We start from the raw sequence: 16,792 nt of genomic DNA on the forward strand, positions 1-16,792 counted from the left end.
CCTCCTACAGGCGACCGTTGGTCAAGGCCGCAGGGCGCACATCCGTGTGATGGGGTGGCCGTCACCCCGGCCGGGGGCGCTCTTCTGCGCTCACGCTTCCACATCGTACCAGCGCAACGGCGCTCACGGTTTGATGCCTCTCAAGTCCGGCAATATTCCCGCACCGGCCGATCAACTTCGTTCCCGCAAGCATGTCCCCATCAGGCGGTTGCTTCACTCGTCTGCCCGGTGAGTGGTGCCGATTCCGCTCTATGGCCCATTTGTCTGATCAATCCGCCACAAGATCCTATTTAGCAATCCGTACTCCGGTACGGAAGGTGTGCCCGGTATTCCTTCACTGGCTTCACCCCACCGCCCATCCCTCCGACAGCACCTCCGCCTGCTCCAGCACCGTCCTCGTCGCCTGCTCCTGCTTGTCCGGTGGGTAGCCGTACTTCCGAAGGATTCGCTTCACCAGCACTCGCAGCTGCGCTATGCACGTTCTCCCGCATGGTCCAGTCAATCGAAACGTTGGCCTTGACGGTCTTCACCAGCTCCCGAGCGATCACCCGCAATTGATCGTCGCCCAGCACCTTCACCGCGGAGTCGTTGGTCTCCAGCGCGTCGTAGAAGGCCAGCTCGTCATCGTTCAGCCCGAGCTCTTCCCCCGCTTGCCCGCGTCCCGCATCTCCTTGGCCAACCGGATCAATTCCTCGATCACCTAGGCCGTCTCGATTGCCCTGTTCTGGTACCGGCGGATCGACTGCTCCAGCAGGTCCGCGAAGGACTTCGCCTGCACGACGTTGTGCTTGCGCCGGGTGCGGATCTCCCCCTTCAGGAGCTTCTGCAGGAGTTCTACCGCGAGGTTCCGCTGCGGCATTCCCTGAACCTCGGCGAGGAACTCGTCGGAGAGAATCGAGATGTCCGGCTTCTTGAGCCCGGCTGCCGCGAAGATGTCGATGACTTCGTCCGAGGCGACCGCCCGGGAGATAATCTGCCGGATGGCGTGGTTCATCTCCTCGTCAGTCTTCTTCTCGTCGGGGACGTTCTTGGCCAGTGCCGCTCGGACCGCCTGAAAGAACCCGACGTCGTCACGAATGCGGAGTGCTTCGGCGTGGGGTACCGCCAAGGCAAAGGCTTGGGAGAGCTCCGTCACGGCCCCTAGCACGCGCGCTTTGCCGTCCTCCTGCGCCAGGATGTGCTGCTGGGCCACAGGGAGGAGGCTGACCCGCTCCTGAGCCGTCCCAGTGGTCCACTTGGCCCAATCGAGCCCGTGGAAGAGCCCCAGGCAGACCTCGTACTTCTCCAGCATCACCGCGACCGCCTCGGCCTGGTCAATCGCCGTGGCGCCCTTGCCCCCGGCCTCGGTATACGTGGTCAGCGCGCGCTTCAGCTGGTCTGCCAAGCCCAGATAGTCGACCACCAAGCCACCCGGCTTGTCCTTGAAGACACGGTTCACCCGGGCAATCGCCTGCATGAGCCCGTGGCCCTGCATCGGCTTGTCGACGTACATCGTGTGCAGGCACGGCGCGTCGAAGCCGGTGAGCCACATGTCGCGGACGATGACGATTCGGAACGGGTCACTTGCCTTCGAGAAGCGCTTGGCGAGCACCTCGCGCCGCGCCTTGCTCCGGATATGGGGCTGCCAGTCGAGTGGGTCCGTAGCAGAGCCGGTCATGACGACCTTCAACACGCCCTGCTCGTCACCCTCGCCGTGCCACTCCGGCCGTAGCGCGACCAGCTCCTTGTAGAGCTCCACCGCGATCCGGCGGCTCATCGCCACGATCATCGCCTTGCCGTCAATGACGGCGAGCCGAGCCTCGAAGTGCTCGACGATGTCCTTTGCAATCAGCTTGATCCGGTGCTCTGAACCGACCACCGCCTCCAGCTGGGCCCAGCGCGTCTTGAGCTGCTCCTTCCGGTCGCCCTCCTCTCCTTCGGTCACTTCCTCGAAGGCGGGGTCGATCGCGGGGCGCTCTTCCGCTCGCAATTCCAGCTTGGCCAGCCGCCCCTCGTAGTAGATCGGGACGGTGGCACCGTCGTGGACGGCCCGCTGGATGTCGTACACGGCGATGTAGTCGCCAAAGACTGCCCGGGTATTGGCGTCAGCCTTCTCGATCGGGGTCCCGGTGAAGCCGATGAAAGAGGCTTGGGGCAGGGCGTCGCGCATGTGCCGAGCGAAGCCGTCCACGAAGTCGTACTGGCTCCGGTGGGCCTCGTCGGCGATCACGACGATGTTCCGGCGGTCCGAGAGGATGGGGTGCCGATCCCCCTTCTCCTCGGGGAAGAATTTCTGGATCGTGGTGAAGACCACGCCCCCCGACGCCACCGTGAGCTTGGCGCGCAGGTCTGCCCGGTCAGCCGCCTGCACAGGTGCTTGACGCAGCAGCTCGCGACAATGCGAGAACGTTGTGAAGAGCTGGTCGTCGAGGTCGTTCCGGTCGGTCAGGACCACGATCGTTGGGTTCGCCATGGCCGGATTGAGGATCACGCGTCCGGCGTAGAACGCCATCGAGAGCGACTTCCCCGATCCTTGGGTGTGCCAGACTACCCCGACGCGCTGGTCGCCCGGGTCGCCGCCGTGGCGACGTCCTGCCTCGTAGTGCGCTCGCGGCTCGGCCACCCTGTGCAGGGCGACGGCCTGCGCGGCCCGGAGGGTCTCCTCTACGGCCACGTTGACGGCGTGGAACTGGTGGTAGCCCGCGATTTTCTTGACCACCGACCCGCCACCCGTGTCGCCGGTCGAATCCTCGAAGACGATGAAGTACCGGAGCAAGTCGAGGAATCGGCGTGGCTCGAACACTCCCTCCAGCAATACCTTCAGCTCCAGAATCTCGGCGCCTGCTTCTTCGCGTCCAGCGATGGTCCGCCAGGGCTTGAACCACTCGCGTCCGGCGCCAAGGGAGCCGATCCGCGCCGACATGCCGTCGGAGACCACGAGGACGGCGTTTGAATTGAAGAGGGCAGGGATCTGGGCCTGATAGGTCTGCAGCTGCTGGTGGGCCGTCCAGATCGTTGCATTCTCGTCAGCGGCGTTCTTTAGCTCGATGACGGAAATGGGGAGGCCGTTGAGGAAGAGCACCACGTCGGGGCGGCGGTTGTACGGCCCTTCGACGATGGTGAACTGGTTGACGGCGACCCAGTCGTTCTGCTTCGGATCGTCGAAGTCAATGACCCGGGCCAGTTCCCCAGCTTACCACGTCATGGAAGCCGGGGTCGGTCCGTTCGGCCGCGGGTTCGCCGACGGCGATCTCGGGGCCGTGGAGCACGGTGTAGCCGAGCCCTCGGAGCCAGGCGAGGGCGGCTTCTTCGACGTGGGATTCCGTAAACTGCGCGGTCAGTGGAAGTGCTCCTTCAGGTACTGACTCATCTCGCTCACGAGGAGCTCAATGGAAGAGTTGCCGCTTCGGACATAGAACTTCTCCGAGGGCGTACCGTTCTTGTCGCGTACTTCGATGACGAGCGGCTGGGTGGCAGGTTGTATGTCGACCTGGCAGACGTGCTGGTCCTCCACCTCGTGAAAACGGACCTTCACCTTGCTGGACGCAAAGGCGGCATTCAGGCGGCTGTTGAGGAGGTTCCTCAGGTGGAGCTCAAAATGGTCACTGTCCGGTTCCGCGAGCGTGCGAAGATCGGGCCCAAGCCCGGCTACGGTACCGTCGTCCGACACTCCGATCAACAGCGTACCACCCTGCGCGTTGGCGAAGGCGGCCACCGTCTTCACGATGACTTCTTCAAGCGTCTTGTTGACATTGCCGGTTGACGTATCCGTTCTCAGCGTCGCCTTGAATTCCAGCTGGTCACTCTCCCCTTCCTCGATTAGGTCCTCGATCGTCGCGGGCGAGGTGGAGGACGTGGTCTCAGTCAAGTCTGAGAGATACGTGTTGATTCCCGAGGCGAGTCGGCCGCGCCGCACCTGAAGAAAGTCCTCATATCGCTCGATCGTCCAAAGGTCAGGATCCTCGGGAATGCACTGGAGGTCCAACGCCGCCGGGTAGTGTGCTTTCACTTCCGCAAGGTAGGTCTCAGGGAACGCAGCGGACTTCTGACGATTGGCCACCTGGGTCAACAGGGCGCGGTTCGTGAATTCCTGCGCAAGCACGTACTTAATGCGGTTGTCCCTGTCGTACCCTGCCTCCTTGAGCTTCGAGAATGGGAAGATGTGGTCGAGCTCAAGTTGATATTTCTTCCCCATATTCTTCCGCAAGGAGACGCCAGTCGTCAGACGGACAGCGTTCCTGCTCTTTAGATACCATCGCATCATGGAAAGAGGGGATGCTGCGTTCCGTGTCCGATGAACTCGACTGTGGTGACTTCCGAGTGGCGTTCCTCCGCAATACTTGCAGGAGATCGTCAAAAGGTTGGGCGGACTCTGTGAGCATCCGGAGGTCGCGGTCAGGAGTTTCTGCGGGGAGCTGGCTGATGTATCTGGTCCGAATCTGGGAGTAGTAGAACCACTTGATCATTTTGCGGGCTTCGAAGTCGCTCGGGTGCTTGCCCTGCTTGTCGAAACAAAACACGATGAGGGGGACGAGCGCGTAGACCGACGCAATCTCGTCCACATGGTCGACGTAGGCCCGAGAACGAAGGAGGTTGATGACGTAGTCCAGCACCTGCGTGTCGAGCCTTTGCCACGCGCTCTGGAGTGCAGCCTTGTTCTCCTCCCCATGCAACTTCCGCATGTCCGAGCCCATGTGGTGCACGCACCCCAAGAGCACGTAGACCATGAAGTCGAGCCTAAAGCCGAAGCCTTCCTGCTCCAGGTGGGCGAGCTTCGCCTTGAGTAGGTCCCTAGCTTGAGGCCAGTACCCAGAGATCTGTGCGAGCGCCAACTCGGCATCTGTCAGCGACACCCCGCTCGCGTTGACTTTGTAGAAAATGTCAATCGCCTCGCGGATATTCGCCTTGATCGGGATGTTCTGCTCTGGAAAGTCCCGATCTCTTATGCGAGTGATGGCACCGATGTTGTCATTCAGCGCGCTCAAATCATCCATCTGGAGCGGGTTCCCTGCCTCAACGAATTGTGTCTGGAGATTGAATGCGTTCACGCGATTTTGAAAAACATCCGTGATGTTCTGCCAGTAGGGATCGCTTTCCATCTTCAATTTCTGGAAGTACCCGAGCTCTAACGTTCCAAGGTGGACGTAGAGATTCCTCGTGTCTTCGATTATTTCGGCAGCCGAGTAGTAAGGAGGAAGCTCTCCTCGCATGAGCATATAGAGCGTCGTGATACGCTGCTGGCCGTCAAGGAGCAGGCGGACCGCCCCTTGTTGGCTGCTGTACTTGTGCGGGCCCTTGAGCTCGGGCGGCTTGTCGGTCTCCCAGGTGAGCATAGTGCCGGTCGGATACTCCTTGATCAAAGAGTCGATCAGGGACTTGGCGTGATCACGTTTCCAGACATACTCGCGCTGGAATGCGGGAACGAAAGCTGCTTTTCGTCGATCTTGTCAAGGGTTGTGGAGATCTTCACGGGAAAGCCTCAGCTAGGTGATCGGGCATCTCGCAATGACAGAGTCCCTGACAGGAGCCTTGGAAGAAGGGCGTCCAGGAGTGAGGCGATACTACTCGCCTCGGTCAGTGCGTTGGCAATGCGGTCAAAGAGTGGTGATGCCGCGTTGTGGAAGGCATCCAGCAATGGCCTAGGTGGAAGTAGGAGCGGGAGGTCGCAAACATCATTCTTGTTGATGTGCTGCTGGGCGCCGCCTGTTTGCCTGGCGATCAATCGGCCGATATTCTGCTTTACCCAACAATAGAGGTACTCGCTCGGCATGGTCGCGGAGCCGAGCACTCCCACTACTGATTGGTTTGCACATGTCGCAATCTCTGTCATGCTCACCTGACCCAGTGTTGCTCCCGTAATCGCTATGATCGTCGTCCGCCGTGGTAATAGCTTGGTCGCGGAGGATGCCATGCCGAGTTCAGTGATGTACTCAGTCGGCTCCATTACGCGAAAGTCATTCGCCTTTCCCGAATTGATCCAGGGGATAGTCCCCCCCCAGAAGGCGGGTTCTGCCCTCGCAGGCGTCCCGCCGAGAATAGCTGTGGCTTGCTCCCCGATTGCGGACACTCGCCACCCCTGAGGAATCTCCCCCAACTCCGAGTCCCAGAACGAAGTCGGAAACAGATCGGCCACCTCCCGCGGTAGTCCTGCTTCTAAGCCCTTCGCCTTCGGACCGGGCCGAACGCGACGAACCACGCTGTGAATAGCGCGTGAGCGATCGACTCCAGGGTCAAACTCAGTCGGCGGTTGACCTCGATCTTGTCGTCGAGGGCGCTCAGTAGGTCTGTGATGCGCTGTTGGTCCGCGAGTGGTGGAAGCCTCATGAATAACTTGCGGGCGGCACCAACGTTGAAATGTTGCTGGACGGCCCCAACAAGGTGCGAGTTGACGTGGTGTGTCGCGACTGTATTGATGTAGTACGCAAGGAACTTGGGGTCTAGTCTTGCTCCGCATCGGACAATGACAAGATCCGAACAGTTACTTACCGGCATCGACGCTGGAATGACGGCACAAGAACCCGGTTTGCCAGTGCGTACGATTACCACGTCACCCGGTGCCAGCGCCGACTTCTTCAGCCTGGCATGGAACTCTGGAGAGATGAACTTGATGTCCGAGTCATCAATCCGGAGAGGCGTTACATTTTGAGAGCGAAGAAATGGGATGCCCCCTGGCACGTACTCGTTCGCCATCGGTCCCACGTGCCCAACCGTGATTTGCTCCGCAAGGTCGTCGAGATAGGCTTCGTGCCATTCCTCACCATAGCGAAGTGCTCCTAGACCCTCGGCGATTATGGCGTCGAGCCTTGCTCCGGTGGCTTGTTGTTCAGAGAGTTCGAGAGTTAGGCGCCTCATTCGCAGGTCGAATGGCTCTTCTTCGTCCGCGGAGAGGAGCTCGCCTGCGTACCTTCCAAGGAGACAGAAAGTAGCCTTGGTCCCGCAGGGCTTCCCTCTTGGCTGACTTGCAGAACCCCGCCATATCACCATAAGCCTCCGCGCCGATATCCCCGCGCCATGCGTGGTAGGTTCCGGCGATCTTGGAGATATCGGCATCTGTCAGCTCGATCTGGGTGCGCGAGATCTTAGCGCCCATCTTCCGGGCGTCGATGAAAAGCGTTTCCCCGCGCCGATCCCTGAACCGCGCGTCCTTCTTGTTCCGCGCCAAGAACCAGAGGCAGACGGGGATCTGGGTCGAGAAGAACAGCTGCCCAGGCAGGGCGACCATGCAGTCGACAAGGTCGGCCTCGATCAGTGCCTTCCGGATCTCTCCTTCACCCGATTGGTTCGAACTCATGCTCCCGTTCGCGAGCACAAAGCCGGCGATGCCATTCGGCGCGAGGTGATGCAGGAAGTGTTGCACCCAGGCGTAGTTGGCGTTCCCGGCCGGTGGGATGCCGTATGCCCAGCGCTTGTCATCCTTCAGGAGGTCGCCGCGCCAGTCGCTGTCGTTGAAAGGCGGGTTGGCGATGACGTAGTCAGCCTTCAGGTCGGGATGCACGTCGTTGTGGAAGGTGTCGCCATGGCCGATCTGCGCGTCGATGCCCCGGATCGCGAGATTCATCTTGGCGAGACGCCAGGTGGTGTAGTTCGACTCCTGCCCGTAGATCGAGATGTCGCCAATCTTCCCGGCGTGCGCCTCGATGAACTTCTCGCTCTGCACGAACATCCCGCCTGAGCCGCAGCACGGGTCGTAGACTCGACCCTTGTAGGGGGCGAGCATCTCGACCAACACCCGCACCACGTTCGACGGCGTGTAGAACTGGCCGCCGCTCTTACCCTCGGCGCTCGCGAAGCGTGCCAAGAAGTATTCGTAGACCCGGCCCAGTGTGTCCTTGGCATGATCAGCCGCGGACCCGAGCGCGATGTCGCTGACGAGATTGATGAGCTGCCCGAGCCGCTGCTTGTCGAGGCCAGGGCGCGCGAAGTCCTTCGGCAGGACGGCCTTGAGGGATGGGTTGTCCCGCTCGATCGCCTCCATCGCCTTGTCCACCAAGGTGCCAATGGTCGGCTGGGGGGCGTTGGCCTTGAGGAAGGCCCAGCGAGCCTCCTTCGGCACCCAGAAGATCCCGGCCGCCTTGTACTCGTCCTGATCCTCGGGGTCGGCGCCGTCCTTCTTGGCCGCTTCCAGTTCGGCGTGCTTCCCCTCGAAGGCGTCGGAGATGTACTTGAGGAAGATCAGCCCAGGACGACGTGCTTGTATTCCGCCGCGTCCATGTTGTTGCGGAGGGCGTCGGCCGCGGCCCAGAGCTTGGCCTCAAAGGGGAGATCGGAAGTGGAGTCGGACTTCTTGGTCTTGGCTCGGGCCACGGGCGCCTCTATAAGGTCGATCGATCGTCGAGATGGGTCCGGCGGGAGGGTACGGCGTTGTCGCGGGCACCCGAGTCTGCCTAGAAAGGTACCGCCGCCCTCTGACATGCACAGGTCTGGCGGGTGCCGTAGGGGCTCGGCGTCCTGCGCGGAGAATTGTGGCGGCGGGCTGCGCGGCTCCTCCTGTCGCCGGCGCCCCTGCGCTTGCGGGCCGGGTGCGCGGGCCCGGCGCGTGTGGGGTTTGCGGGCGGGGGCCATCTTGCCGCCTTGACTCCGGGGGCCTCCGGAGGGTGATCTGCCAGCGAGGGCGCCGATGAGTGTTTGGTCGCTCGCTTGCTCGTTGTTCAGGCGGTGTTGCTGAGCCTGGCGACCTCCGCCAGCGCGCAGGCCACGCCACTGCATGGTCCGTGCCTTGGCGGCCGCGTGCCCGGTCGGTCGCCCCGCGATTGGTCGGGGCGCTTGCGCGCGGCTCCCGATGGCGCGACGGCTCCGCTCGTGACCCCCAGCCGGAGCAGGATTTTCTCGCCGCCCTGGTCGGCACCTTCTCATCCCGCTGCCGAACGGAACCCTGCGCCGTCAGCATGTGATCCTCGGCGGCTACCGGGATCGCCTCGGCGCCGGGCTATTCGGGCCGTCGGACGGATGGAGCGGGGTCACCGGCGAGCCGTGGCTTTCACCATTGGAGTCCCGGTGGCCGCAGACAATGCGGGCGTCGAGGATTGGCTCCGATGTTTGCCGATTTCCGGCTGGGGCCCGGGGCGTCCTCGATGGAATGACGGGACGACGGTGCCGATCGATTTCCGGCTCGGGGAGTCAATCCGTCTCGGTGTCCCGGGGCCCCGTGTCGCTGCTGGCCACGGGGCTGGTTGGACTTGTCGGTGCGCGTCGTCGTAGGCGAGCGCGGTAAGGGAGCAGCAAAACGAGCTTTGGCACCATTTCTTGGCACCACGCCCCAAAACGGGCTCACGCGAAATTGCCCCACCTGGCATAACGCCACGTGGGGCAAGCATTTCGATTCATGGGCCCGGCGCGATTCGAACGCGCGACCTCTTGCTCCGGAGGCAAGCGCTCTATCCAGCTGAGCTACGGACCCCTAGTCAGCGAATGGCGATCGGCGAACCGCGAACGGAAGTCCACTCGCACATCTGTTCGCTGCTCGCTGTTCGCGGTCTTCCGTCCAGTCGGGGCGAGAGGATTTGAACCTCCGGCCTCCTGCTCCCGAAGCAGGCGCGCTAACCGGGCTGCGCTACGCCCCGAATACTCTGTTGGTGCCGACGGACGGCACCGCACTGCATGGGCCCAAAGGGAGTCGAACCCCTAACCTTCTGATCCGTAGTCAGATGCTCTATCCAGTTGAGCTATGGACCCCTACCCCTGCAACTGCAACTCGAATCCATGGGCGGTACAAGACTCGAACTTGTGACCTCCACGATGTCAACGTGGCGCTCTAACCAACTGAGCTAACCGCCCGATCACAACAACGGGCAGACGACCCTGGGGCCGACTGCCCGTCGCCGTCCTGCATGGCGGGGGTGGGATTTGAACCCACGACCTCCGGGTTATGAGCCCGGCGAGCTACCAGACTGCTCTACCCCGCGACGTTTTCTCTGCTCAGAGCGGGAAACGGGACTCGAACCCGCGACCCCAACCTTGGCAAGGTTGTGCTCTACCAACTGAGCTATTCCCGCAACTTCCCGATCAAGGGAGGCCCAACCTACCCGGCCCCTCGACTCTGCGCAACCGGTCGACCTTCCAACCGGTCGTGGGAGTGGAGGCGAGGGGAATCGAACCCCTGACCTCTACAATGCCATTGTAGCGCTCTCCCAACTGAGCTACGCCCCCCATTACCTTTGCGCCCCGGTTCACCATCCCGACGGGCCCTCGGTAGCACGAGAAGCTATCCGGCGCCGACGGGAGTGTCAAGGAAACCCGGGGCGTTCATACAGTCCCGCCACAGCGAGTTATCGTTCCTGCGCCATGCTGAGCAGCCCCCTTCCCCCCGATCCCGACGACGCCCTCCCCGACGCCCCACTCGTCCCGCGCCCCGCGCTGGCCGAGCTGCCGTCGCTGTCGGAGATCCTGGCCACGGGTGCCCCCACCCTCCGCACCCGTCGCAAGCGCGAGACTGCCCGCTCCCTCGGCGTCTTCGACGGCGATCGGGACATCCTCGACCAGTACCTCCACGAGGTCTCGCGCACGCCGCTCCTGACCCAGGTGCAGGAGATCGCGATCGCGCGCCGCGTGCAGGCCGGCGACGAGGAGTCGATGCAGGAACTGGTGAAGCGCAATCTCCGCTTCGTCATCTCCGTCGCCAAGAAATATCAGAACCGCGGCCTCGCCCTCACCGACCTCATTGGCGAGGGCAACATCGGGCTGATGACCGCCGCGCGAAAGTTCGATCCCGACCAGGGAGTGAAGTTCATCTCGTACGCGGTGTGGTGGATCCGGCAGTCGATCCTCGCCGCACTCGCGCGCCACGGCCGCACCGTGCGCGTCCCGCTCAATCGCACCGCCGACCTCTCGCGGATCATCAAGAGCACCGAGAACCTGCGCCAGGAACTCCGCCGCGAACCGACGCCCGAGGAAGTCGCCAAGGCGACCAACCTCACCGTCGAGGTGGTGCAGGCCCTCGCCGCGCTCAACACCGCCGACGTCCGCCTCGATGCACCGCTCGACATGGACGGCGACCGCACGCTGATCGATCGCTTCCTCGCCGACGGCCCCGGCGACACCGAGCAGGAAGTGATGGACCGCTTCCTCACCGAGGAGGTCGAGCGCGCGCTCCGCTCGCTGCCGCCGCGCGACTCCAAGGTGCTCCGCCTCTACTTCGGCCTCGATGGTGGGCGCGAACACACCCTCGAAGAGATCGGCGGCATGCTCGGCGTCACGCGCGAACGCGTCCGCCAGCTGCGTGACCGCGCCCTCAAGCGGCTCAAGGAAGGCGACGTCGGCCGCGCCCTCGCGTCGTTCGCCGCATGATCGCGGCGCTCGGCGCCGCAGCGCGCCGCACCGCTCGCGCCCTCGGCGAGCGCGACGTCTGGGGTCCCCTCCTCCTCCCGCAGATGCGCCGCCTCGGTGTCGACTCGATCCCGATCGCGCTCTTCATCGCGACCTTCACCGGCATCGTCCTCGCCCTCCTCGCCTCGTACATCTTCACCGGCACGGTGCCGGTGTATTTCGTCGGCGCGCTGGTCGGCAAGACGATCATGATGGAGCTCGGCCCGGTGCTCACGGGGATGGCGCTCGCCGGGCGCGTCGGCGCGTCGATCGCCGCCGAGCTCGGCACGATGAAGGTGACCGAACAGGTCGATGCCCTCGAGACCCTCGCCTACAGCCCCGACAGCTACCTCGTCGTGCCGCGCGTCCTCGCCGCGACGCTGATGTTTCCGGTCGTCACCGCGTTCGCGATTGCGCTCGGCGTCGTCGCGGGATGGATCACCGCGATCAACCTCCTCGATCTCACCACGCTCGAGTTCACCAAGGGACTGCGCGCGTTCTACGAATTCAAGGATGTCTGGTTCGGCCTGCTCAAGTCGGCGTCGTTCGGCGGCGCGGTCGCGCTGATGGGGTGCCTCCGCGGGCTGCGCGCCGGCGGCGGGGCGGAAGGCGTCGGCCGCGAGACGACGCGCGCCGTCGTGCTCGGCTGCGAGGCGATCCTGGTGCTCGACGCCTTCTGGGCGGTGGTGCTGCTGTGATCCGCTTCGTCGACGTCCACAAGCGCTTCGGCGACCGCGTGGTGCTCGACGGCTTTTCGCTCGACGTCCCCGATGGCCAGACCACCGTCCTCCTCGGCGCCTCGGGCGCCGGGAAGAGCGTGACACTCAAGCACGTGGTGGGACTGATCACCCCGGATTCGGGGCATGTGGAGGTCGATGGCCAGCGGGTCGACACCCTCGACCCGGCCGGGTTGGCCGCCCTGCGTCGGACGATCGGCTACGTCTTCCAGTTCGCCGCCCTCTTCGATTCGCTCACGATCGCCGACAACCTTCGCTTGGGGCTGGTCCGTCAGGCACTGGGTAATGACGAGATCGCCCATCGGGTGCAGGAGGCGCTGGCGCATGTCGGGCTCGCCGATGCGGCCGAGCGCTTTCCGGCGGAACTCTCGGGGGGGATGCGGAAGCGGGCGGGGATCGCCCGCGCCATCGCGCTGCGCCCGCGTTACATTCTCTGGGATGAGCCGACCACCGGCCTCGACCCCGTGACCGCCGCGACGATGGATCGCCTGATGCGGCGCACGGCCGAGGAACTCGGGGTCACCAGCGTGGTCGTGACCCACGACATGCGCTCTGCCTTCACCGTCGGCGACCGGATCGCAATGCTTCATCACGGCACGCTGCGCACTGTCGGGACCGTCGCCGAAATCAAGGCGACGACGGATCCGGTGGTCCGCCAGTTCATCGAGGGGCTGCCCGAATGAGTCGCAAGAGCGACTTCTCGGTCGGCCTCGCCGTCGTCGGTGCCATCGCGGTCGTGATCGTGGCGGCCCTCTGGCTCGGCGACCTCGGCCCGCGCGGTCCCAAGTCGCTGCACACGGCACGCTTCCGCACCGTCGGCGGCGTGAAGGTCGGCGACCCGGTCGTGTTGCGCGGCGTGAAGGTCGGTCGGGTCGAGGCGATTCGCCTGGCCGCCGATGACTGGGTCGAGACCGATCTCCGGATGAGCGCACCGGAGGAAGTCCCCGAGCGCGCCGTCGCGATCGCCGTGTCGGCGTCGCTCTTCGGCGAGTGGCAGATCGCCGTGATGGACTCGGCGCGCGCCCCGGCCGACCCCGACGTGCAGAAGGCGCTCACCGAGGCACGCAACGGGGCAGGGACGTCGTGGCCCGGTGCCACGCTCCCCGATATCGGTCAGCTCACCGCGCAGGCGTCGCGGATTGCCGGCGACATCGCCGCGGTGACGGCGCGCGTGCAGGATGCCGTCGACTCGCAGGCGATCGGCGACATTCGCGGCTCGGTGCGCGACCTCCGCCGGATGGCCGACCAGCTGCTGTCGTTCACGCAGCGGCAGACGGCCTCGATGGACAAGGTCGTCGGCAACGCCGCCAGCTCGTCGGATGACATCGCCAAGGCGTCGAAGCATCTGGACGCGACCCTCTCGCGCATCGACTCGTCGACCGCCTCGGGCGAGCTCTCCGCCCTGGTGTCCGACGCGCGCAGCGCCACCGGGGAGCTGAAGGCCGCCAGTGGCGACCTCCGACTGCTCACCACTGCCGCCGCCCAGCAGCGCGACAAGATGGTGCACATCCTCACCGCGACCGACGACGTCCTCACCCGGTTGCAGCAGGGCCAGGGCACCCTCGGCTTGCTGACCTCGGACTCGACGCTCTATCGCGAGACCACCAAGACGGTCGTGCAGTTGCGCACGCTGCTGGCGGATATTCAGGCGAACCCGAGAAGGTACTTCAGGTTTTCCGTCTTCTAGGCAGTCGTTAGTCGTTGGTCGTTAGTCATTAGGGGGCTCCGCCCTCGGTGGGTATCTGCCAACGAATGCGTCGGATCCTCTAACGCCTAACGACTAACGACTAACGACTTCGAGCCCCATGGCCTCCAAAAAGCGCGCCGAACGAGAAGTCTCTGCCGGTGGCATCGTCTTTCGACGAGATGCCGACGGGACGCCGCGCTTTCTCCTCATTCGCGACAGCTATCAGCACTGGGGCTTCCCGAAGGGTCACCTCGAGGACGAGGAGAGCCCGGCCTCGGCGGCGATGCGCGAGACGCGGGAAGAGACCGGCCTCGAGCAACTGGTGATGGTCGGGCCGATCCGGTTGATCGATTGGCACTTCCGATTCCGTGGTCGCTACATCCACAAGTTCTGCCACTTCTTCCTCTTCGAGTCGGCGGCGGGTGAGGCGGTGCCGCAGGTCGAAGAGGGGATCACCGCGGTGCGCTGGGAGTTGCTCGACAAGGCGCTCGAGGTGCTCAGCTACGACAATGCGCGCGGCGTCCTCCGCCGAGGCGCCGAGATGGCGCGGGCGCTGGTTGCGGTCGGCGCCGGGCGTCCGCCGCGCCCTCGTCCCGCCCCGCTCCCGATCCCGCCGGCGGGGGAGTAGCGGAGATGGCACTCGCCGTCGCCGCGCTCCTCGAGCGACGGCCGGCGGCGCTGGCGGCGCGCCGAGCGCTCTCCGCCGCCGGGATCCACCTCACCGTCGCCCGATCACCTGCCCACCTCGCCACCCTGCTCGGCCGCGAACTCCTCGATGCCGTCCTGATCGGACTGGACGCCGCCCGCGGTCCGGCGCTCGACGCGCTGCGCGCCGACTACCCCGCCATCCCCTTGCTGCTCTTCGCGCCGGTGCGCGCCGAGGACGCTGGTGTCCTGCTGCGGGCGGCACGAGAGCGCGTGGCCGGGCTGGCGGTCGAAGGGCTCGACGAGCCGGTCCTGGCCCGGCTGGTTCTCCGGCATGGGGTCGCTGCCCGCCGTCGGGACGCCCTCCTTCCCCTTGCCCCGGCGCTGGGGCTCACCGACGCGCTGCAACAGCAGGCGTGGGAGCTCGTGGTCAGCGAGGCCCCGCACGGGCTCACCACCGCGACCCTGGCCAAGCGGCTCCGGGTGGCACGGGAGACGCTCTCCCGGCGCTTTGCGGCGGGCGGGGCGCCATCGCTCAAGCAGGCGATCGACGGCGTCCGCCTGGTGGCGGCCTCGCAGCTGTTGGGCAACCCCGCCTACCGGGTCGACGACGTCGCCCGTCTCCTCGGATTTACCTCCTCCTCGCTGCTCCACCGGACCGCGCGCCGGGCCTTCGGGGTTCCCCTCCGGGAGGTCGCCCAGCTGGACGGAATGCCGCTGGCAGAGCGGCTCCGCGGAGCGCCGACCGGGTGGCGCTGAGCCCCGATTGGGGGAGTCGGCTTCCCTTGTCCCGTTGGGCTTTGTGACTATTTTCACAAGCTGTCTTCGGGACCCTGTTTTTTCACCCCTTTGCGACTGAGTGCCATGGCCACGGATTCGATGCTGCGCCCCGGCGAGCTGAAGGACATTCTCCTCAAGGAAATCGAGGCAGCTGACCTCGGCTCCATGGACGTGAACGACGTCGGTACCGTCCTCGAAGTGAAGGACGGGGTCGCGCTGATCTACGGGCTCCGCCGGGCAATCGCCGGCGAGATGCTCGAGTTCACGGCGCGCGAGACGGGCGAGACGATCACGGGCCTCGTGCTCAACCTCGAGCAGGACTCGGTGGGCGCCGCGATCATGGGCGACTACCTCAAGCTCAAGGAAGGCGACGAGGTGCGTTGCACCGGTCGCCTCCTTGACGTTCAGGTCGGTCCGGCGATCCTCGGGCGCGTCGTGGACGGCCTCGGCCGCCCGGTCGACGGCCTCGGGGAGATCGCCACGGTCAATTCGCGGCCCGTCGAGATGATCGCCCCGGGCATCATCGTCCGGCAGCCGGTCACCGAGCCGATGCAGACCGGCATCAAGGCGATCGACGCCATGATCCCGATCGGCCGCGGCCAGCGCGAGCTGATCATCGGCGACCGCGGCACCGGCAAGACCGCGATCGCGATCGACACGATCATCAACCAGAAGGGCACCGGCGTCGTCTGCGTCTACGTCGCCATCGGGCAGAAGCGCTCGACCGTCGCGACGGTCGTGGAGAAGCTCAAGGAAGCCGGCGCGATGGAGTACACCGTCGTCGTCGTCGCCTCGGCCTCGGACCCGGCGCCGCTGCAGTTCATCGCGCCGTACGTCGGCTGCGCCATCGCCGAGTATTTCATGTACGAGGAGGGGAAGGCGACCCTCTGCGTGTACGACGACCTCTCCAAGCAGGCCGCCGCGTACCGGCAGATGTCGCTGATTCTCCGCCGTCCGCCGGGCCGCGAAGCGTATCCGGGCGACATCTTCTACCTCCACTCGCGCCTTCTCGAGCGCGCCGCGAAGATCAGCACCGATCCGGAGCTGACCAAGAACGACCCGCGCATCAAGGTGCCGGGCGGTTCGCTCACGGCGCTGCCGATCATCGAGACGCAGGCCGGCGACGTCTCCGCCTACATCCCGACCAACGTGATCTCGATCACGGACGGCCAGATCTTCCTGCAGACCGACCTCTTCTACGCCAACGTCCGTCCGGCCGTCGACGTCGGCATCTCGGTCTCCCGCGTCGGGGGCAACGCGCAGATCAAGGCGATGAAGCAGGTCGCCGGTCCGCTCCGCCTCTCGCTGGCACAGTACCGTGAGCTCGAGGCCTTCGCGCAGTTCGGCTCCGACCTCGACGCCGCCACGCAGCGTCAGCTGGCGCGCGGCGCCCGCATGGTCGAGATCCTCAAGCAGCCGCAGTACGCCCCGGTCCCGGTCGAGGAGCAGATCGTCGCGCTCTACGCCGTGACCAACGGCTTCCTCGACGGCGTCGATGTCAAGTCGATCCGGAAGTGGGAAGCGGACTTCCTCGCCTGGGCCCGCGTGTCGCGGCCGCAGGTGCTGCAGCTGGTGCGCGAGAAGAAGGCGCTCACCGACGAAGTCACCGGCGAGTTGCGCGCAGCGATCGACGCGTTCACCCCGATGTTCGCGCCGGCCTGAG

8 protein-coding genes, 7 tRNA genes and 3 pseudogenes are annotated in these 16,792 nt (G+C 64.9%); 7 read left to right on the forward strand and 11 right to left on the reverse strand.

What is annotated here, in order from left to right:
• Positions 1-343: 343 nt before the first annotated feature.
• The 11 genes and pseudogenes from IPP98_12925 to IPP98_12975 form a co-directional block, all read right to left on the reverse strand.
• Positions 344-3,320 (reverse strand): annotated as a pseudogene (locus IPP98_12925) (type I restriction endonuclease subunit R).
• A pseudogene (locus tag IPP98_12930) lies at positions 3,317-5,449 on the reverse strand (DUF262 domain-containing protein). Before IPP98_12930 ends, IPP98_12925 begins: the two co-directional pseudogenes overlap by 4 nt.
• Before the next feature lie 9 nt (positions 5,450-5,458).
• Positions 5,459-6,112: a restriction endonuclease subunit S gene (locus tag IPP98_12935; protein ID MBL0180013.1), complete on the reverse strand. Its 654-nt coding sequence runs from the start codon at positions 6,110-6,112 to the stop codon at positions 5,459-5,461.
• A 20-nt stretch (positions 6,113-6,132) separates the two neighbouring features.
• Positions 6,133-8,391, reverse strand: a pseudogene (locus IPP98_12940) (N-6 DNA methylase).
• Between the two features lie 911 nt (positions 8,392-9,302).
• Positions 9,303-9,376: transfer RNA gene (locus IPP98_12945), tRNA-Arg, on the reverse strand.
• An 88-nt stretch (positions 9,377-9,464) separates the two neighbouring features.
• Positions 9,465-9,539, reverse strand: a tRNA-Pro gene (locus IPP98_12950).
• 38 nt (positions 9,540-9,577) lie between these two features.
• Positions 9,578-9,651 (reverse strand) — tRNA-Arg (locus IPP98_12955).
• 28 nt (positions 9,652-9,679) lie between these two features.
• Positions 9,680-9,753: transfer RNA gene (locus IPP98_12960), tRNA-Val, on the reverse strand.
• A gap of 54 nt (positions 9,754-9,807) precedes the next feature.
• Positions 9,808-9,881: transfer RNA gene (locus IPP98_12965), tRNA-Met, on the reverse strand.
• Positions 9,882-9,898: 17 nt separating this feature from the next.
• A tRNA-Gly gene (locus IPP98_12970) sits at positions 9,899-9,971 on the reverse strand.
• An 81-nt stretch (positions 9,972-10,052) separates the two neighbouring features.
• Positions 10,053-10,125 (reverse strand) — tRNA-Ala (locus tag IPP98_12975).
• A 135-nt stretch (positions 10,126-10,260) separates the two neighbouring features.
• Between IPP98_12975 and IPP98_12980 the strand changes: the two genes are divergently transcribed.
• The 7 genes from IPP98_12980 to IPP98_13010 all read left to right on the forward strand — a co-directional run bounded on the left by IPP98_12980 (position 10,261) and on the right by IPP98_13010 (position 16,791).
• Complete coding sequence (locus IPP98_12980; protein MBL0180014.1) at positions 10,261-11,262, forward strand: RNA polymerase sigma factor RpoD/SigA; 1,002 nt, start codon at positions 10,261-10,263, stop codon at positions 11,260-11,262.
• Positions 11,259-11,978: an ABC transporter permease gene (locus tag IPP98_12985; protein ID MBL0180015.1), complete on the forward strand. Its 720-nt coding sequence runs from the start codon at positions 11,259-11,261 to the stop codon at positions 11,976-11,978. Before IPP98_12980 ends, IPP98_12985 begins: the two co-directional genes overlap by 4 nt.
• Positions 11,975-12,700 (forward strand): ATP-binding cassette domain-containing protein, encoded by a 726-nt coding sequence (locus IPP98_12990; GenBank protein MBL0180016.1) that lies wholly within the window; start codon positions 11,975-11,977, stop codon positions 12,698-12,700. Before IPP98_12985 ends, IPP98_12990 begins: the two co-directional genes overlap by 4 nt.
• Positions 12,697-13,704: an MCE family protein gene (locus IPP98_12995; GenBank protein ID MBL0180017.1), complete on the forward strand. Its 1,008-nt coding sequence runs from the start codon at positions 12,697-12,699 to the stop codon at positions 13,702-13,704. The genes IPP98_12990 and IPP98_12995 overlap by 4 nt, the downstream gene beginning before the upstream one ends.
• Positions 13,705-13,822: 118 nt before the next feature.
• A complete protein-coding gene (locus IPP98_13000) occupies positions 13,823-14,332 on the forward strand; it encodes an NUDIX domain-containing protein (GenBank protein MBL0180018.1) in 510 nt (169 codons plus the stop codon).
• Between the two features lie 5 nt (positions 14,333-14,337).
• Positions 14,338-15,108, forward strand: coding sequence for a helix-turn-helix transcriptional regulator (locus tag IPP98_13005; GenBank protein MBL0180019.1), 771 nt, complete (start codon positions 14,338-14,340; stop codon positions 15,106-15,108).
• A 105-nt stretch (positions 15,109-15,213) separates the two neighbouring features.
• On the forward strand, positions 15,214-16,791 hold the full coding sequence (locus tag IPP98_13010; protein MBL0180020.1) for a F0F1 ATP synthase subunit alpha: 1,578 nt from the start codon (positions 15,214-15,216) through the stop codon (positions 16,789-16,791).
• Position 16,792: the final 1 nt, after the last annotated feature.

The sequence above is a fragment of the Gemmatimonadota bacterium genome, assembly GCA_016720805.1.
GTDB lineage: Bacteria > Gemmatimonadota > Gemmatimonadetes > Gemmatimonadales > GWC2-71-9 > Palsa-1233.

Bases quoted from the DNA above. Each gene is read 5' to 3' on its own strand.
- IPP98_13010 (MBL0180020.1), top strand. From the start codon at position 15,214: ATGGCCACGGATTCGATGCTGCGCCCCGGCGAGCTGAAGGACATTCTC.
- IPP98_13005 (MBL0180019.1), top strand. From the start codon at position 14,338: ATGGCACTCGCCGTCGCCGCGCTCCTCGAGCGACGGCCGGCGGCGCTG.
- IPP98_13000 (MBL0180018.1), top strand. From the start codon at position 13,823: ATGGCCTCCAAAAAGCGCGCCGAACGAGAAGTCTCTGCCGGTGGCATC.
- IPP98_12985 (MBL0180015.1), top strand. From the start codon at position 11,259: ATGATCGCGGCGCTCGGCGCCGCAGCGCGCCGCACCGCTCGCGCCCTC.
- IPP98_12980 (MBL0180014.1), top strand. From the start codon at position 10,261: ATGCTGAGCAGCCCCCTTCCCCCCGATCCCGACGACGCCCTCCCCGAC.
- IPP98_12995 (MBL0180017.1), top strand. From the start codon at position 12,697: ATGAGTCGCAAGAGCGACTTCTCGGTCGGCCTCGCCGTCGTCGGTGCC.